At 72.9% G+C, this 16,187-nt stretch carries 16 protein-coding genes; 8 read left to right on the top strand and 8 right to left on the bottom strand.

The window, feature by feature from the left end; translation table 11 throughout:
• Nucleotides 1–30 precede the first annotated feature (30 nt).
• Together OHA89_RS30405 and OHA89_RS30400 are read left to right on the top strand one after the other, a co-directional pair.
• On the top strand, nucleotides 31–615 hold the full coding sequence (locus tag OHA89_RS30405; RefSeq protein WP_266610900.1) for an RNA polymerase sigma factor: 585 nt from the start codon (nucleotides 31–33) through the stop codon (nucleotides 613–615).
• Nucleotides 612–1,325, top strand: coding sequence for a hypothetical protein (locus tag OHA89_RS30400; protein WP_266610898.1), 714 nt, complete (start codon nucleotides 612–614; stop codon nucleotides 1,323–1,325). The genes OHA89_RS30405 and OHA89_RS30400 overlap by 4 nt, the downstream gene beginning before the upstream one ends.
• Before the next feature lie 94 nt (nucleotides 1,326–1,419).
• Here OHA89_RS30400 and OHA89_RS30395 read toward each other — a convergent pair whose 3' ends face one another.
• Nucleotides 1,420–2,817 (bottom strand): HEAT repeat domain-containing protein, encoded by a 1,398-nt coding sequence (locus tag OHA89_RS30395; RefSeq protein ID WP_266610896.1) that lies wholly within the window; start codon nucleotides 2,815–2,817, stop codon nucleotides 1,420–1,422.
• Between the two features lie 343 nt (nucleotides 2,818–3,160).
• A complete protein-coding gene (locus tag OHA89_RS30390; protein WP_215150569.1) occupies nucleotides 3,161–3,583 on the bottom strand; it encodes an ankyrin repeat domain-containing protein in 423 nt (140 codons plus the stop codon).
• 261 nt (nucleotides 3,584–3,844) lie between these two features.
• Here OHA89_RS30390 and OHA89_RS30385 point away from each other — a divergent pair, with 261 nt between their 5' ends.
• Nucleotides 3,845–4,039: a hypothetical protein gene (locus OHA89_RS30385; protein WP_030031218.1), complete on the top strand. Its 195-nt coding sequence runs from the start codon at nucleotides 3,845–3,847 to the stop codon at nucleotides 4,037–4,039.
• A 70-nt stretch (nucleotides 4,040–4,109) separates the two neighbouring features.
• Nucleotides 4,110–5,699, top strand: a complete 1,590-nt coding sequence (locus OHA89_RS30380) for an ATP-binding protein (protein ID WP_266610892.1) — start codon at nucleotides 4,110–4,112, stop codon at nucleotides 5,697–5,699.
• Nucleotides 5,700–5,705: 6 nt separating this feature from the next.
• On the opposite strand, the gene OHA89_RS30375 is transcribed toward OHA89_RS30380, so the two are convergent.
• A complete protein-coding gene (locus tag OHA89_RS30375; RefSeq protein WP_266610890.1) occupies nucleotides 5,706–7,208 on the bottom strand; it encodes a PLP-dependent aminotransferase family protein in 1,503 nt (500 codons plus the stop codon).
• A gap of 192 nt (nucleotides 7,209–7,400) precedes the next feature.
• On the opposite strand from OHA89_RS30375, the gene OHA89_RS30370 reads away from it, so the two are divergent.
• The 3 genes from OHA89_RS30370 (at nucleotide 7,401) to OHA89_RS30360 (ending at nucleotide 10,319) form a co-directional block, all read left to right on the top strand.
• Entirely contained in the window at nucleotides 7,401–8,171 is a 771-nt protein-coding gene (locus OHA89_RS30370; RefSeq protein ID WP_266610888.1) for a glycerophosphodiester phosphodiesterase, read from the top strand.
• Nucleotides 8,172–8,239: 68 nt separating this feature from the next.
• Nucleotides 8,240–9,631 carry an MFS transporter gene (locus OHA89_RS30365; RefSeq protein ID WP_266610887.1) on the top strand — a complete coding sequence of 464 codons (1,392 nt, stop codon included), beginning with the start codon at nucleotides 8,240–8,242 and terminating at the stop codon, nucleotides 9,629–9,631.
• Nucleotides 9,632–9,944: 313 nt separating this feature from the next.
• Nucleotides 9,945–10,319 (top strand): RNA polymerase-binding protein RbpA, encoded by a 375-nt coding sequence (locus OHA89_RS30360; RefSeq protein ID WP_031146696.1) that lies wholly within the window; start codon nucleotides 9,945–9,947, stop codon nucleotides 10,317–10,319.
• Between the two features lie 79 nt (nucleotides 10,320–10,398).
• On the opposite strand, the gene fxsA is transcribed toward OHA89_RS30360, so the two are convergent.
• The 4 genes from fxsA to OHA89_RS30340 form a co-directional block, all read right to left on the bottom strand.
• Complete coding sequence (gene fxsA / locus OHA89_RS30355; protein WP_266610885.1) at nucleotides 10,399–10,983, bottom strand: FxsA family membrane protein; 585 nt, start codon at nucleotides 10,981–10,983, stop codon at nucleotides 10,399–10,401.
• A gap of 79 nt (nucleotides 10,984–11,062) precedes the next feature.
• Complete coding sequence (locus tag OHA89_RS30350; RefSeq protein ID WP_406367535.1) at nucleotides 11,063–11,884, bottom strand: polyprenol monophosphomannose synthase; 822 nt, start codon at nucleotides 11,882–11,884, stop codon at nucleotides 11,063–11,065.
• Nucleotides 11,885–12,212: 328 nt separating this feature from the next.
• Nucleotides 12,213–13,841, bottom strand: a complete 1,629-nt coding sequence (locus OHA89_RS30345; protein ID WP_266610883.1) for an amidohydrolase — start codon at nucleotides 13,839–13,841, stop codon at nucleotides 12,213–12,215.
• 58 nt (nucleotides 13,842–13,899) lie between these two features.
• Nucleotides 13,900–14,340 carry an Lrp/AsnC family transcriptional regulator gene (locus tag OHA89_RS30340; RefSeq protein ID WP_030011705.1) on the bottom strand — a complete coding sequence of 147 codons (441 nt, stop codon included), beginning with the start codon at nucleotides 14,338–14,340 and terminating at the stop codon, nucleotides 13,900–13,902.
• 217 nt (nucleotides 14,341–14,557) lie between these two features.
• On the opposite strand from OHA89_RS30340, the gene OHA89_RS30335 reads away from it, so the two are divergent.
• Nucleotides 14,558–15,016 (top strand): hypothetical protein, encoded by a 459-nt coding sequence (locus tag OHA89_RS30335; RefSeq protein WP_266610882.1) that lies wholly within the window; start codon nucleotides 14,558–14,560, stop codon nucleotides 15,014–15,016.
• A 55-nt stretch (nucleotides 15,017–15,071) separates the two neighbouring features.
• On the opposite strand, the gene OHA89_RS30330 is transcribed toward OHA89_RS30335, so the two are convergent.
• Nucleotides 15,072–16,163: a phosphotransferase family protein gene (locus OHA89_RS30330; RefSeq protein ID WP_257557318.1), complete on the bottom strand. Its 1,092-nt coding sequence runs from the start codon at nucleotides 16,161–16,163 to the stop codon at nucleotides 15,072–15,074.
• Between the last annotated feature and the right edge of the window lie 24 nt (nucleotides 16,164–16,187).

Here is a 16,187-nt window from a genome sequence, read left to right as displayed (position 1 = left end):
GTCCAGGTCCCGAACTCACGGGAGGACCGGGTGCGCAGCCCACGACAGGAGACCGGACCCCCGGATCTCACCACACCCGCGGGGTTCGGGGCGTTCTACGAGGAACACGTCGACGCCGTCCTCGGCTTCGTCACCCGCCGGGTCGCCGACCCGCACCTGGCGGCGGACCTGACGGCGGACATCTTCCTCGCCGCGATGGGGGCGGCCGCCGGCTACCGGCCCGACCGGGGAGTGCCGATCGCCTGGCTGTACGGGATAGCCCGCAACATCCTGTCGGGGCACGCCCGCGGCGTGGCCCGCGAGAGCGGCGCCCTCGCACGTCTCAGCGGCCGACGGCTCCTCGACGACCAGGACGTCGCCGCGATAGAGGAACGGATCGACGCCCAGCGGGCCTTCCGGGCCCTGGCCGATCGGCATGCCGCCCTGTCCGAGCCGCTGCGGGCCGCCCTCGACCTGGTCGTCGTCGACGGTCTCACCCCGGCCGAGGCCGCGCAGGTCCTCGGCGTCACCCAGGCGACGATCCGGGTCCGCCTGCACCGCGCCCGGCGCGCCTTGCACGCCCCGGAGCAGGTCCAGCGGACGGCCCTCGAACACCAGTTGAAGGTGGCCCGATGAGCAACAGGCCCATTGCGTTCGAGCAGCGGCTGAAGGCGGAGCTCCTGGTGCGGATGCCGGATCGGCCCGCGCCCGGGCCCGCCCCCGTCCGCCGCTCTCCGGCACGCCGGTACCGTCTGTCGCTCGCCCTCGGCGCGGTGGCGGCGACGGCCGCGGGCCTCATCGCCCTCCCCGTCCTCGGCGACAGCGGCGGCGCGTCCCCCGCCCACGCCTACACGCTGACCAGGGCTGACGACGGCAGCATCCTGGTCGAGCTGTTCCATCCCGATGGCCTGCCCGGCCTGGAGCGTGAGCTCCGGGGGTTGGGCTTCAGCGTCGCGATGGTCTACGGGAAGCCCAAGTCGGAGTGCCCCACGTACGCCGGGGCGGCGATCGACGTTCCCGGGGAACCTCTGACCAGCGCCAACGAGAACGGAATCGTGTTGAGGATCAACGCGAAGACTCTCCCCGCGGGGCACACCCTCATACTCGAAATGCCCTCGGAGACCCGGTTGGCCAGGCACCCCGGCGCCATGGGGTTCGGAGTGGTCGAAGCGTCGAAGGTGCCGCCCTGCGTCCCCGAGGACCCGCCGCCGCCGGCCGACGACGGGACGCAGCCGCACCGGACGCTGTCGCCGGACGAGTTGGAGGCGCGGCGGCAGGAGGAGGCGCGGTTGAAGGAAATCCGTGAGAAGTATCGCGCGGAGCACCCGGACGCCCCCAAGGGGTAACCGCGAACGCCTCGCCCCGGCCGCACCGGCCGGGGCGAGGTGCGTCAGGCCCGGGTCGGCGTCCGCCCCGCCCTGCCGCCCGTCGTGGTCTCCGCTACACCGCCGATTCCGGCGCGATCCGGCTCCGGACGGCCGACTGGACGTCCTCCTCCTCCGCCGGATCGGCGGCCAGGCGGCGCAGCCGCGGAGCCACGCGGGCGTCGGCGGTCTCGGCGTGGTGGGCCGCCACCTCGCGGGTGGTCTCCTCGCAGTCCCACAGGCATTCGACGGCGAAGCCCGCCGCGAAGGAGGGGTCGGTGCTGGCCAGGGCCCGGGCGGCCCGGCCGCGCAGGTGGGACGAGGCCGTTTCGCGGTAGATGTGCCGCAGCACGGGGGCCGCGCAGGCGATCGCGAGGCGGCCCGCTCCGTCCACCAGGGCGTACAGGGCCCGGGTGTCGGGGCCCTCGCCGCGGACGGTGGAGCGCAGGGCTCCGAGGACCAGGCCGGCGTCCTCGGCTCCGCCCCGGGCGGCCAGGATGGCCGCTGCGGCCGCGCCCAGGGCGTCGGGGCGGTGGATCCAGCGGCGGGCGCGTTCGACGGCCCCGGGGCCGCACATGCGCTCGTACGCGGCCACGGCGGGCTCGTCGGCGGCGGCTTCGATGAGGTCCAGCACGGCCGGGTTCTCCGGTTCCGCGAGGACCAGGTGGTGCAGGGCGGTGGCGCGGGCCGCCTCGCCGGAGGCTCCGGCGGCCGCCGCGAGGATGGCGGGCCGGTCCTCGGGCTGGGCCACGGCGGCGAGACAGCGCGCGGCGGGCACGTGCAGCGGGGTGCCGCGGCGCAGTCCGTCGGCGGCCCAGTCGAAGACGGCTTGGACTCCCCAGCCGGGCCGGGGGCCGCTCGGGGTCAGCTGGCGCTGCCAGCGGTCGAAGGAGCCCTGCTGACGGGCGGCGCGCAGGCGCTCCCCGTACCGCGGTGACTCCTCCCACAGGCACCAGGGCCTCGGCTCGTACGCGTCGCGGATGGCGGCGGCCAGCCGCGCCTCGCCCTCCACCGTGGCGGGGAAGCGGGCGATGACCGGCTCGGCCAGGGACCGCAGCCCCTCGTCGTCGTCGCGCAGGGCGAGCTCGTCGAGGGCCCAGGCCCAGTTCGCTCCGGAGGCGGCGTAGCCGCGCAGCAGCATGAGCGCGTCGTCGCGGCCGTAGGAGGCGAGGTGGCCCAGTACGGACAGGGCGAGGCCCGTCCGGTGGTCCGCTTCGTCGAGGAGGTCCTCGGCGCCGAAGAGGTGGGCCTCGATCGCGCCGAGGGGGCCGTCGAGATCCAGGTACAGCCGGGCGTAGTACAAGGAGCGGTTCTCGACCTGCCAGTCCTGGCGCGGGTCGCGGAGCACGCACTGGTCGAGGGCCTCCAGGGCCTCCGCCCTGGGCGCCGCGAGGGCGTGCAGCGTGCCGTCGCCACGGCCCCGCTGGAGCAGCCCGAGCAGCGTGCCGCTCGGCGCTATGACTGGTTCGAACATGGGAATGGCCTCAAATCAAGCTGGGGACGCAACCGGGAATCGGGATTCACAGGGCCGCGTAACAGCATGTGAGGACGTTCGCCGTCAGGTTCCGCTCGATGTAGACCATTGCCTTCTCACTCTCGTCGGTGCTTCGCCACCATGGCGGCCGGTGCGGCAGGGGGTGGGTGTGGACACCCTTCGTGTCCAGCCCGCTCCTGCCCGTCCGTCATGTTCGCGAATCGAATCCGTCGCCATGATGACCCAGCCGGTTTGTGCGCCGCGACCACATTTACGGCCGCCGTGACCAACCTGTGAGGTCGGGAACCGGCCGGGCCCGGCCAGATCCCGGCAAAAAAGCGGATTACTCGGCTCCGAAGAGTTCCAGCAGGTCGGCCTTGGCGAACATGCGCGCCGTGTCCACGGCGGACGGGGTTCCGGCCGTCGGATCGGCCCCTCCGGCGAGCAGGGCCCGGATGACGGCCTCCTCGCCCTTGAAGACGGCTCCGGCGAGCGGGGTCTGGCCGCGGTCGTTGGCCCGGTCGGCCTCGGCGCCGCGGGCCAGCAGGGCCGTGACGGCGTCGGCGTGGCCGTGGTAGGCGGCCAGCATGACGAGGGTGTCGCCGCGGTCGTTGGTGAGGTTCGCCGGCACTCCGGCGTCGAGGTACGCGGCGAGCGTCTCGGTCTCGCCCTGACGGGCGAGGTCGAAGATCTTGGTGGCCAGTTCGATGACGTCCTCGTCGGGGACGTCCTGGGAACCGGAGCCGCCTTCGGTGTGCTCGCTCATCGTTCGTACCGCCTTTCACTCGCTGCTGGCATGGCCCGTCCCGGTGGACAGTCCCCCGGCCGGGCGGGCAGGGGGGTGCACGGCACTGCGTCCGTACGGGTGAATCGTCAGGGTAGCGCCCGGACCTGCACATGTCGGGGCCAGGCCGAGGCCAGTGAAAAACTCCTGGATTCACCCGTATGCACCTTTTGTCGCATTGATACTTCCTGTGAGCCTGGAAGAACTGATGGTGACTGTCCCCACCCACCAGGAGAACCCCTCATGGTCCTGTCCATCTCAGGCGTCGTCCTGCTCGGCATCATCTGCTTCCTGTTCTTCAAGAAGGACGGGATGAAGCTGACCCACGCGTTCGTCTGCTCCCTGTTCGGCTTCTTCCTCGCCGGCTCCGCCATCGCTCCGAGCATCACCGCGAGCACCGCGAGCCTCGCGAGCCTTCTCGGCGGGATCAAGCTCTAGCCCGGCCGAGGCACGGCGACACCCAGCCCCACCCGAAGCACCCGAACACCCACAACTCCAGGAGACGCCCGTGGCCCGGCGCCCACTTCCCCGCATCCTCAACAGCGGCTCCACGTCGCTGGCACGGGGCCGCGACCTCGCTCGCACGGCCGCCGACAGCGCCACGGACGTCCTCCATCCGCTCCTCACCATCGGACGCGGCCTGCGCGTCCTGGCCTCGGCCGGGCGGCGCAAATGGTCCGAAACCCCCAAGGACAAGCGTGGTCCCGCGCTGTTCCTGGGAGCCGCCTGCGTCCTCGTGGTCGCACTCGTCCCCTACGGTCCGCTCCTCGCCCTGATCACCCTCATGGCGGCGGCTGCCTGGCAGGGACGCGACCGCACTCCGGTGAAGACCGGGCCCAGCGATGCCGAGACCGAACGGCTCGGCTCCCTCTACGAAGCACTCGTGCCGTACTTCTCCACCCCGGAGGACCCGAGCCCGCTCTTCGCCCACGGCGGGGACTGGGACAAGGCCTTCAGCGGCTACGAGTTCGACGAGGCGGGCCGCGTCACCCGGCTCCACATCCGCTACCCGGCCTACTTCACCGATGGCGAGGCCGCCTCACGGGCCCGGATCGAGGCATTGCTGCACGCCAAGTCCGGGCGCGGACGGGAGTATCTCTTCGACTGGGACGAGGAGGGCAACCAGCTCGACCTGAGTGTGCTGGCGGCGCTGCCGACGGGCATCGCCGTCCAGCCTTTCGTCACCTCCCCCGGCGAGACCGTCCTCGGTTTCACCGACGCCGGAAGCGTCCAGCGCACCCTGCCCGTCCTGGAGGGCGACGAGCCGCGGGACGTGCCGCCGGTCGTCTGGCGCACCGGTCCCCGCTCCACCGAGCCCCACCTGCTGGCCGTCGGCCAGCCCGGCAGCGGCACCTCCACCCTGCTGCGCTCCATCGCCCTCCAGGCCCTGCGGCACGGCGGCGACGTACTGATCGTCGAGGGCGGCGGCAGCGGCGAGTACGCCTGCCTGTCCGGCCGCAGCGGCGTCCTCGCCGTGGAATGCGGGCCGGTCGGGGCGCTGGCCACCCTGGAGTGGGCCGCGACGGAGACCGAGCGGCGCCTCATCGCCACCCACCGGGCCCGCGAGGCCGGCCGCCAGGCGCCCGAGGACACCCGCCGCCCCCTGTGGATCCTGCTGGACCGGCCCAGCGTGCTGGCGCACCTCGCGGCCGCCGAGGGCGGACCCGACCCGCTGGCCCAGCTCCAGGTGCCGCTGCGGCACGGACGGGCCGCGCACATCACCGTGGTGGTGGCCGAACAGTTCGACCACCTGGAACTGCTCCACGACGCCGTCTGGCAGCACACCCGCGCCCGCGTCGTGCTCGGTCCCGCCGCCATCCAGCAGGTCGCCGACGTCCTGGGGCTGCCGCCGCACACCACCCCGCCGGCCCAGGTCCCGCCGGGCCGGGGATACGCCCGGCTCGGCTCGGGACCGGTGCACCGGCTCCAGGTGCCCGCCACCCCGGACCCGTACGACGACGCCGCCCACCCGGCGTTCCGCCAGGCCGTGCTGGAGCTGCTGCCCGAACGGCAGGGCGACGTCACCCCGGCCAAGCGGATCCAGGGCCAGCCCCCGGCCCAGGCCCAGGGCCCGGCCGTCGAGGCGCCGTCCCCCTGAGCGCCGTTACGCCACGAACGTGCGCGGGGGCTCGGCGCCGCTGCCGCCCGCACCCGTGCCGACCAGGGCCGCGGCCGCCGACAGCCGGGAGGCGGCCTCCTCGGCCACCGGCCCGCCCACGGTGAACGGCAGCCGGACATAGCCCTCGAAGGCCCCGTCCACGCCGAACCGGGGCCCCGAGGGGACCCGTACGCCGACCCGCTCCCCGACCTCGGCCAGCCGCGAGCCCGACAGCCCGCCCGCCCGGGCCCACAGCGTCAGCCCGCCCTTCGGAACCTCGAACTCCCAGTCCGGCAGCTCCCGCCGCACCGCCGCGACCAGCGCGTCCCGGTTCTCCCTGGCCTGCTCCTGGCGGATCCCGACGGCCTCCTGCCAGCCCCCGGTCCGCATCAGCCAGTTCACCGCGAGCTGCTCCAGCACCGGCGTGCCGAGGTCGGCGTAGGCGCGGGCGGCGACCAGGCTCCGGATCACGTCGGGGGCCGCGCGGACCCAGCCGATGCGCATGCCCGCCCAGAAGGCCTTGCTGGCGGAGCCCACGGTGATCACCGTGCTGCCCGACGGGTCGAAGGAGCAGACCTGGCGGGGCATCTCCATGTCCGGGTCGAGCCGGAGTTCCAGCATGGTCTCGTCGACCACCAGGACGGTGCCCGCGGACCGGGCGGCCTCGACCATGGCCCGGCGCTGCTCCTCGGAAGCCAGGGCTCCGGTCGGGTTGTGGAAGTCGGCCACGACGTAGGCGAGGCGGGGGGCGGAGTCGCGCAGCACCTGCCGCCAGACGTCCATGTCCCAGCCGGCCAGCCCGTCGGCCATCGCGACGGGTACCAGGCGCACCCCGGCCGCGCGCATGAGCTGGAGGATGTTCGCGTAGGAGGGGGACTCGACGGCGATCCGCTCGCCGCGCCCGGCGAACAGGCTGCAGATGGCGTCGATCGCGCCCATCGCGCCGGTGGTGACCATGATCTGCTCGGGCATGGTGGGGATGCCCGCCTCGGTGTAGCGGTCGGCGAGCATCCGGCGCAGTGCGGGCAGGCCCGCCGGGTAGTCGCCGTGGGTGTGCGCGTACGGCGGCAGCTCCTCCAGGGCGCCCTGGACCGCCTTGGTGAGCCACGGCTCGGGGGCGGGCAGGGCGGCGCAGCCGAGGTCGATCATGGAGCCGAGGGACTCGGGCGGCAGCGGTTCCAGCCCGCGGGCGGGCAGCGGGTTCCCGGCCGGTACGGAGGTCCAGCTGCCGGCACCCCGGCGGGACTCCAGGAATCCCTCCGCACGCAGGGCCTCGTACGCGGCGGCGACGGTGGTGCGGCTGAGGGAGAGGGCGGCGGCCAGCTCGCGCTCGGCGGGCAGCCGGGCGGCGACCGGAACGCGGCCTTCGAGGACGAGGAGGCGGATCCCGTCGGCGAGCGTGCGGTACGCGGGCAGTTTGCGGGAGCCGGGCGCGGCGGGACGGTCCTGCTGGGAGCCGATCAGACGGGCGAGCTGCGCGGCACCGACCGCTGAGGTCCATTCGGCCATTGCGTCCGGTCCACCTTCGTCGAATTGGCCTCGACTGGGCGCGCCGGAGGCCGGGATTGGATTGAAGTCTGCGCAGACAGACTGTCACGCGCCGATCCACCTGCACCAGGGGGCCTGCGCGGAGGGGGCGCACTCGTCCCCCGTTCACCTTGCGGACCACCATCACCCCTCGCCCCGGGGGATACTGCGGCCGTGACGCACGTACGCCTTCGCCATCCGTATCTGGACCACCCGGCCCCGATCCCCTTCGCACACCGGGGAGGGGCCGCTGACGGGCTGGAGAACACCGCCGTCGCCTTCCGGCGGGCCGCCGAAGCGGGCTACCGGTACTTCGAGACCGATGTGCACGCCACGGCCGACGGGAAGCTCGTCGCCTTCCACGACTCCACCCTGGACCGGGTCACCGACGGACAGGGCAGGATCGCCGAGCTGCCGTGGAAGCGGATCCGCGAGGCGCGGGTCGGGGGCACCGAACCGCTGGCCCTCTTCGAGGACCTGCTGGAGGAGTTCCCGGACGCCCGCTGGAACATCGACATCAAGGCCGAGTCCGCGCTGCACCCGCTGGTGAACCTGATCGCGCGGGCCGGGGTCTGGGACCGGGTCTGCGTGGGCTCCTTCTCCGAGAGCCGGGTGGCCCGGGCGCAGAAGATCGCCGGCCCCCGGCTGGCGACCTCGTACGGCGTGCGCGGGGTGCTCGGCCTGCGGCTGCGCTCGTACGCGATCCCCGCGGCGCTGCGCGTCGGGGCGGTGGCGGCCCAGGTTCCGGAGACCCAGGCGGGCATCCGCGTGGTCGACCGGCGCTTCGTGCGGACCGCGCACGAGCGGGGCCTGCAGGTGCACGTCTGGACCGTGAACGAACCGGAACGTATGGAGTCTCTCCTCGACCTGGGAGTCGATGGCATCATGACCGACCGGATCGACATCTTGCGCGCGGTGCTGGACCGGCGCGGGGCCTGGGCCTGACAAGGCCGCGGGTCCCCGCGCGGACTCCGGGGGGCCGCGCGCCACGGGGACCAGCGAGGGGGCACTCCATGAGTGGGCGAGACGGCGGCAAAACCGCCGAAGCGGAACCGGGGGCCGAGGACGGCAGACCGGCGGCGGTGACGGCGGCCGCGCGCAAGCGCGAGCAGCGGGGCTGGTACTTCTACGACTTCGCGGTCTCGGTGTACTCGGCGAGCGTGCTCACGGTGTTCCTCGGGCCCTATCTGACCTCGGTGGCCAAGGCCGCCGCGGACGCCGAGGGCTTCGTGCACCCGCTGGGCATCCCGGTGCGGGCCGGTTCCTTCTTCGCCTACTCGGTCTCGGCCTCGGTGATCCTGGCGGTCGTGCTCATGCCGCTGGTGGGCGCCGTCGCCGACCGGACCGGGCGCAAGAAGCCGCTGCTGGCGGTGGCCGCGTACACGGGCGCCGCGGCGACGGCCGGGATGTACTTCCTGGGCGGCGAGCGCTACCTGCTGGGCGGGCTGCTGCTGGTCGTGGCGAACGCCGCGCTGTCCGTCTCGATGGTGCTCTACAACGCCTATCTGCCGCAGATCTCCACTCCGGACGAGCGGGACACGGTGTCCTCGCGGGGCTGGGCCTTCGGCTACACCGCGGGCTCCCTGATGCTCGTCATGAATCTGGTGCTCTACACGGGCCACGACTCCTTCGGCCTCTCCGAGGGCGAGGCGGTACGGATCTGTCTGGCCTCGGCGGGCCTGTGGTGGGGGGCCTTCGCGCTGATCCCGCTGCGCCGGCTGCGGGACCGGGCCGTGGTCCGCGAGCCCGGGGCGGGCCCGGCCGTCAGCGGCTGGAAGCAGCTCGTCGCCACCTTGAAGGACATGCGGCGCTATCCGCTGACCCTGTCGTTCCTGCTGGCGTACCTGATCTACAACGACGGCGTGCAGACGGTGATCTCGCAGGCCTCGATCTACGGCTCGGAGGAGCTGGAGCTGGAACAGTCCACCCTGATCGGGGCGGTGCTGCTCGTGCAGGTCCTGGCGGTGGCGGGCGCGCTGGGGATGGGGCGGCTGGCCCGGATCTACGGCGCCAAGCGGACGATCCTGGGCTCGCTGGCCGCCTGGGCGGTCACGCTGGCGGCCGGATACTTCCTGCCGGCCCGGACCCCGGTGTGGTTCTTCGCACTCGCGGCCATGATCGGGCTGGTGCTGGGCGGCAGCCAGGCGCTGTCGCGCTCGCTGTTCTCGCACCTGGTGCCGGCGGGCAAGGAGGCCGAGTACTTCTCGGCGTACGAGATGAGCGACCGCGGGCTGAGCTGGGTGGGGCCCCTCGTCTTCGGCCTCACGTACCAGGTCACGGGCAGCTACCGGGACGCGATCATCTCGCTGGTGGTCTTCTTCGCACTGGGATTCGTGCTGCTGGCCAGAGTGCCGGTGCGGCGCGCGGTGGAGGCGGCAGGCAATCCTGTACCTGAACGGGTCTGAGAGCGGATCCGCGAGTGCGCACGGCCCGGATCCACGAACGAATTCCGAACGGATTTAGACGTTGAAGCCAAGGGCCGGTAGTGTACGCCTTTGGCCTGCCAGGCGGACCGTTACTGCGCGCTAAAGAAGTGTAGACGTTGGGTGACATCTGCTGCCAGATGTGACAAAACGGGCATTGGTGGGTACAACAAGGGGCGGCACGACGGGCGACGCGTGACCCGGAGCGGGAATCTATACCGCCGACCGGACGTTGACCGGATGACGACGACAGCGACACCTGTCCTGTGGGCGACAAGCCCGGGAGGCACGATTCATGAGTGAGCGAGCTCTCCGCGGTACGCGCCTCGTGGTTACCAGCTACGAGACGGACCGCGGCATCGATCTGGCCCCGCGCCAGGCGGTGGAGTACGCATGCCAGAACGGACATCGATTTGAGATGCCGTTCTCGGTTGAGGCAGACATTCCGCCGGAGTGGGAGTGCAAGGCGTGCGGCGCCATGGCACTCCTGGTGGACGGGGACGGGCCCGAAGAGAAGAAGGGCAAGCCTGCGCGAACGCACTGGGACATGCTCATGGAGCGGCGCACCCGCGAGGAGCTGGAGGAAGTGCTGGCCGAGAGGCTGGCGGTCCTTCGTTCCGGCGCCATGAACATTGCCGTGCATCCGCGGGACAGCCGCAAGTCCGCCTGACAGCCGGACGAGACAACAGCCGAGGGGCCCCGCCACACACCGTGTGGCGGGGCCCCTCGGCTGTTTTGTCGTTCCGGGGCTACGGGGCGAGCGGCGGGCGATAGCCCGTGTCCGGCCCCTGCTGCTGCCCGGGCCGGTCCTCCCGGATGACCTCGCCCTGGACGACCTTGCCGTCGGGGTAGTGGATGCGGGCCTGCTGGAAGGCGTCGCCGAAGGTCCCGGCGGGGGCCGAGGCCATCTTCCGCTCCAGCGAGCGGGCCGCACGGCGGCCGATCCACGCGCGGACGGGCGGAAGCAGACAGAGCAGGCCCGCCACGTCGGAGAGCAGGCCCGGCACGATCAGGAGCAGGCCCGCCAGCATGGTGAGGCCGTTGCCCCGGCCGGGCTGCTGCGGGGTGGGCTGCACGCCCTGCTGCGCCTGCTGGAAGGTGTCGGTCAGGTTCTTGAAGGCACGGCGCCCCGCGCGCTTGATGACCACCACGCCCAGAACCATCCCGCCCGCGAGCAGCGCGGCGACGGTGAGCCCGCCGGCTGCGCCCGCGACCAGGCCGAGCAGCCAGATCTCCAGGATCAGCCAGGCGGCGACCGCCAGGGGGAGGAACGTACGGGCGGGTGAGCGCCGCTGCCGGGGGGCCGTCGGGGTAGTGGGAACGCCGGTCGTCATACCCTCCAGTGTGCCTGGGTCTGCGTAAAAGCAGCCTCAGCCGGAGGTACCGGACATCCCCTAAGGGGTGTCCGGCCGGTCAGGCCTTGTCGGTGTCCTTGGGCGCGGCCTTGGGGGCGGCCTTGGGGGCGGCCTTGGAGGCCTTGCCGGGGAGCAGCTTGGCCGCCTGGGCCTTGAGGCCCCACTGGGTTACCCGCCACAGGGCCTCCACCACGATGTCCTTGCTCATCTTGCTGTCGCCGAACTCGCGCTCGACGAAGGTGATCGGGACCTCCACGACGCGGAAACCCTTCTGCACGGCCCTGCGGGCCAGGTCGACCTGGAAGCAGTAGCCCGCGGAGGCCACCTCGTCCAGCCCCAGACCCTCCAGGGTCTCGCGGCGGAACGCCCGGTAGCCGCCGGTCACGTCGCGGATCGGGACGTTCAGCATCAGCCGGGAGTACGTGGAACCGCCGCGCGAGAGGATCTCGCGGCTCTTGGGCCAGTTGACGACGCGGCCGCCCGGCACCCAGCGGGAGCCCAGCACCAGGTCGGCGCCGGTCAGCGCGGTGAGCAGGCGCGGCAGCTCCTCCGGCTGGTGGGAGCCGTCGGCGTCCATCTCGACGATCACGCCGTAGCCGGCCTCCAGGGCCCAGACGAAGCCGGCCAAGTAGGCGGCTCCGAGGCCCTCCTTGCCCTTGCGGTGCAGGACGTGCACGTGGTCGTCGCCCACCGCCAGCTCGTCGGCGAGCTTGCCGGTGCCGTCCGGGCTGTTGTCGTCGGCGACCAGGATGTGGGCCTCGGGCACCGCCGCGCGGACGCGGCCGACGATCAGCCCGATGTTCTCCGCCTCGTTGTAGGTCGGAATGATCACCAAGGCCGTACCGAGCGGCCCGTAGGTCCGCTGTCCGCCGTCGCTCACTGAGTCCCCTTTTGTGCTCTTGCACGTCCTGTAGGTCTGGTCGCAGTCAATGACTTTAGAACAGTGATCGGGGCCCGCGGTCCTTCGGGCCGGTCGGACTCCCACTGGCTGCGGGCCGCCGTGACCGTTGTCTACTGGACCGCCGGGCCCCGAACTGGGGCCACCCTCCCCCGGTAGCGCTGGGGGTGCCCCCACCGGCGAAACCTTCCCTCGCCCCCGAGGCGCGGGCGCGCTGAGCAGACGGATCCGTCCGGCACGGACGTCCTGTGGTGGACCCGGCCGAACCTATCCGGGTCCGGGCGCCCGCACCGAACCGAGGCTCGCCGGATCACCCCTGTGGGCGTACGAATACCTCCCGCCCGCCGACCACGGTCGCTTGGCACACCGGGAGCTCGGCGCCAGGGGTCAGGTCGGGCAGTCCGGGGGTCCCGGAGCGGGGGTCGGTGGACCAGCGGGCGACCCGGTCGTCGGGGGCCTGGACGACCAGTTCGGCGGTCTGCCAGACGGCGTAGTCGGCCGGGGCGCCGGGGACCAGGACCCCCGCGTCGTCGCGGCCCAGCGCACGCCAGCCGCCCCGGGTGTGGGCGGTGAAGGCGGCCCGGACGGAGATGCGGTGCTCGGGGGTGCGGTGGAAGGCGGCCGCCCGGACGGTGCCCCACGGGTCGAGCGGGGTGACGGGCGCGTCCGAGCCGAAGGCCAGCGGGACACCGGCCTTGAGCAGGGCCGCGTACGGGTTCAGGGTGCGGGCGCGCTCGGCGCCCAGCCGGTCGGCGTACATGCCGTCCTCGCCGCCCCAGGCCGCGTCGAAGGCGGGCTGCACGGACGCGGTCAGGCCCAGCTCCGCGAAGGCGGCGATGGTGGCGGGGGTCATCATCTCGGCGTGCTCGACGCGGTGCCGGGCGGCGCGGACCCGGGCCAGGCCGACCTTCTCGGCGGCGGCGCGAACACCCTCCACGACGGCGGTGATGGCGGCGTCGCCGATGGCGTGGAACCCGGCCTGGAGGCCCGCCTCGGTGCAGGCGGCGACGTGCTCCGCGACCGCGCGCGCGTCCAGGTAGCCGGTACCGGTGTGCGGGGCGTCGGCGTACGGGGCGTGCAGGCACGCGGTGTGCGAGCCGAGGGCCCCGTCGACGAACAGGTCCCCGGCCGCGCCGACCGCACCGAGCGCCTTGGCCTGGTCGAGGTCCCGGTCCGCCCAGTACCCGAAGACGCGCGGCCCGGGCCGCTCCGCCGCCAGCGCCAGCAGGGCGGCGAAGTCCTCGGCGGAGGAGATCCCGGGCCCGCCGCACTCGTGCACGGAACCGATGCCGAGCGAGGCGGCCCGGTCCAGGGCGGCCCGCTGGGCCTCGGCGCGCTGGGCGGGGGTGACGGCCGCCAGGGCGGCGGCGCGCACGGCGTGGTGGGCGTCACGGGTCAGCGGCTCGTCGCCGTCCGGGGTCACGCCGGGTACGAGGTCCAGCAGGGCGGTGGTGACCACCGCCGAGTGCACGTCGATGCGGCTGAGGTAGAGCGGCCGGCCCCCGGCCGCCTCGTCGAGCTCGGCACGGCGCGGGGCCCGCCGCTCGGGCCAGCGCGCGGCGTCCCAGCCGTGCCCGAGGAGCACCCGGTCGGCGGGACGGCTCGCGGCGTAGGCGCGTACGAGGTCCAGCGCGGCGGTCAGGGACGGCGCGGCGGAGAGGTCCAGCCCGGTGAGCGCGAGGCCGGCGGAGGTGGTGTGGACGTGGGCGTCGGTGAAGGCGGGCGTGACGAGCGCCCCTCCGAGGTCGACGACCTCGTCCACGCCCTGCGCGAAGGCGTCGGCCGCGCCCTCGGAGCCGACCCAGGCGATGTGACCGCGCTCGACCACCATCGCCGTGGCGAAGGGGTCCGCGGGGCTGTGCACCTCGCCCCCGCGGAGGAGGACGGTCCTGGTCGGTGCTCCGGCGGCGTCGGCGGAGTGGGCGGTGCGGTCAGTCATGCGGACCAGTCTCGCGCGTCGCCGGACCCCGCCCGACCGCCGGGTCCCTCCAGTCCCGCTACACGCGGGGCGGGCGTGCCTCGTACGGGGTGGACAGGACCACCGTCGTGCGCGTCGAGACGTGCGCGAGGGCGCGCAGGCGGCCCAAGAGGTCTTCGAGCTCCAGGGGGGTCGCGACGCGGACCTTGAGGATGTAGTTCTCGTCGCCCGCGACGCTGTGGCATGCCTCGATCTCGGGCACCCCGGCCAGCCGGTCGGCGATGTCGTCCGGGGCGCTCGGGTCGAACGGCTTGACCGAGATGAAGGCGGTCAGCGGCAGGCCGACGGCCTCGGGGTCGACCACGGCCGCGTAGCCGCGGATCACACCGCGCTGTTCCAGCCGGCGTACTCGCTGATGGACCGCCGACGTGGACAGTCCGGTGGCCTTGCCCAGATCCGTGTAACTCATCCGCCCGTCCCGCACGAGCAGATCAACGATCTGGCGGTCCAGCTCCTCCATTGCGCTCATAGCCGCTCAACCTAAGGCCCAAGGGCTCTCCAGGCACAGTGCTGTCCGCCCACTGGAGGCATCTGCGCCGGGCATGTGACCAAGGCCACAAGCGTATGCGGGCGTCCGGCGGGCTGTTGTGGTTACTCGTGCCGCGCGACGGGAAGTGCTTGCTGTGGCCGAGGCCGAAGAACCTGCCCGCCCGGCCCATCCAAGGGGGAGTACATCCATGCTGAACACCAAGCGCGCCGGTCGCACCGAACCGGAGCCCCTGGAACCGCTCGATCCCGGAGACGGCGCGTACGCCGAAGACGGCGAATACCTCGACGACAGCGAGGGTTTCGACATCCACCACGCGGTCTGCCCCGACTGCGGCCAGTCGATCGCCCTCGTCGCCGACGAGGAGTACCTGCCGCAGCACGCCCTCTGCCTGACCCCGTGGAACCCCTTCGGGCTCACGGTGTGCGCGGGCACCGGGCGCCCCGTCGGCGACGCGCTGCCCACCGTCGGCATGATCCAGCCGGTGGAGGTGCAGGAACTGGAGCCCGTGATCCTGATGAGCCTGCCGCAGGGGCTCGACTGGCGGACGCAGCCCTTCTCGCACGTCGGCGGTCCGGGCTCGCGTCCGGTGCGCGTGATGGGCCCGCTGCTGCCGCAGACGCGCCGGGAGCACGCGCAGGCGGCCTGAACCGGCTGCTGCCGGGCTCCTGCCAGGGCTCCTGCCCTGACCTCTGCCAGGCCTCTTACCAGTACGTTCCCTGCACCATGGCGGCCAGACTGGCGTGGTGCAGGATCAGGCTGTCCGGATCCGCCGGGATCTCGACCTCGCCGAAGTGCGCCTGCCGGTAGGCGATGCGCAGCATCACGATCCCGTGCCGCAGCGCCGCATAGAGCGTGTGGAACTCCATGTCGCGCGGAGTGTGCCCGGTGAGTTCCGCGTAGCGGCGCTCCAGGTCCTCGCGGCGCAGGAAATCCGGCAGTCCGGGCTGGCCGAACCCGACGGTGAGGTCCTGGAAGAACCGGTGGAGGTAGACGGTCCAGCCGAGGTCCACCTCGCGCGGGGCGTACGCCGCCATCTCCCAGTCCAGGACGGCCGCCGGCGTGAAGCCGTCGTAGATGACGTTGCCGATGCGGGCGTCCCCCCAGTTGAGAACCGCCGGGCCCTCGTCCCGCGGCCACAGCTCCTCCAGGCGCGCGAACGCCCGCTCGATGAGCGGGGACGGGGCGAGTCCGCCCACCACCCAGGAGTAGTAGGCGCGTTGGGCGTCCACGTGCCGGCGCAGCGGGCTGCCCGTGCCTTCGGGGAGCAGGAACTCGGCCTCCTTGCCCGGGAACTGGTCGTGCAGGCGGGCCAGCAGGGAAATGCTCGCCTCCTGGAGCGCGGCGCGCTCGGCGTCGGTGGCGGCGTGCAGCCAGTTGCCCTCGTAGGTGTACGGCATGACGTCGGGCGGCACCCGCCCCTCGGCGCGGGCCATCACGAAGAACGGCGCCCCGAGCGGCCCCGGGTCCTCCTCCAGCCACTGCACGCGCGGGACGGGCAGGTCCGTGTGCTCGGCGACCAGGCTCATCACGCGGTGCTGGCGCGGCATGTCGTACGTCGGGAAGACGGTGTAGGCGGCCGGGTCGGCGGCGAGCCTCAACGCACAGGCGCGGAGCGGGGTGTCGGGGTGGTCTATGTCGAAGAGCAGGGTCTCGCTGGACATGCCGTTGGACCCGGGGACGGAGACGTTGGTGACCTTCGCGCCGGGAAGTTTGGTGTCCAGCCAGGCGGCGAGGCGCCGGCCGAGCTCCTCGGGTTCCCGGGTGGAGGTGCGCGGACGTGGTGCGGTGGCCATGGATGAGCCCCTTTCCTACGGGTC

This window comes from Streptomyces sp. NBC_01546, assembly GCF_045208355.1.
Classification (GTDB): domain Bacteria; phylum Actinomycetota; class Actinomycetes; order Streptomycetales; family Streptomycetaceae; genus Streptomyces.
This window is presented reverse-complemented; position numbering and strand designations above follow the sequence as displayed.